This window comes from Extensimonas soli (assembly GCF_029211265.1).
GTDB classification, from domain to species: Bacteria; Pseudomonadota; Gammaproteobacteria; order Burkholderiales; family Burkholderiaceae_C; genus Extensimonas; species Extensimonas soli.
On sequence record NZ_JARGEL010000037.1, the window covers coordinates 1 to 734 of the forward strand.

General features: G+C 58.0%; 2 protein-coding genes. Both read left to right on the forward strand.

Annotated elements, in window-relative coordinates:
• Window positions 1-295, forward strand: a 295-nt coding sequence (locus PYV55_RS16015) for a flagellin (protein ID WP_275853228.1), incomplete at its 5' end; no start/stop codon positions are given.
• 307 nt (window positions 296-602) lie between these two features.
• On the forward strand, window positions 603-734 hold a 132-nt coding region (locus tag PYV55_RS16020), incomplete at its 3' end, for a flagellin N-terminal helical domain-containing protein (RefSeq protein WP_472924681.1).

Consider the following 734-nt stretch of genomic DNA (forward strand, 5'->3'; position numbering starts at 1 on the left):
CATCTCCACGGTGAATGGCGCCAATACGGCCATCTCGGCCATAGACACGGCGCTCAACAGCATCAACTCCAGCCGCGCCGCCCTGGGTGCCATTCAGAACCGCTTCAGTTCGACCATTGACAACCTGCAAGCCACGGGCGAAAACCTCACGGCCTCGCGCAGCCGGATCACGGATGCGGACTTTGCGGCTGAAACGGCCAACCTGAGCCGCTCGCAAGTGCTGCAGCAGGCAGGCACGGCCATGGTGGCGCAGGCCAACCAGCTGCCACAAGGTGTGCTGGCCCTGTTGCGGTAAGCGAGTCTGGGAAATGCGCCTTCAGGGCGCTGACTCTGGCGGCATGGTTGGCGTCTGTGCTGCGGTTTGCCCATGAAAAACGGCGATGGAGTGCAATGCTCCATCGCCGTTTGCATTGTGTAGTCGGTAGAAATAGCGGTGGATGGCAAGGTTTATGCGGGCTTTGCTTTGTAAAGCGCCTTTCAAAATAAAGCCCCATGAGATAGAGGGGGCTGTGCTCCTGAGGTCTCAAATACCGCAGGCACAGGCAGTGACGTACAGGCTGCTGCAGGTGTTTTGAATTTGGGCTTTTCAAGGAGCTATCCCCATGCCGTCGATCATCAATACGAACGTCCAGTCGCTCAACGCACAGCGCAACCTGAATGTTTCGCAAAATTCATTGGCCACGTCCATGCAGCGCCTGTCTTCGGGCCTGCGCATCAATAGCGCCAAGGACGAC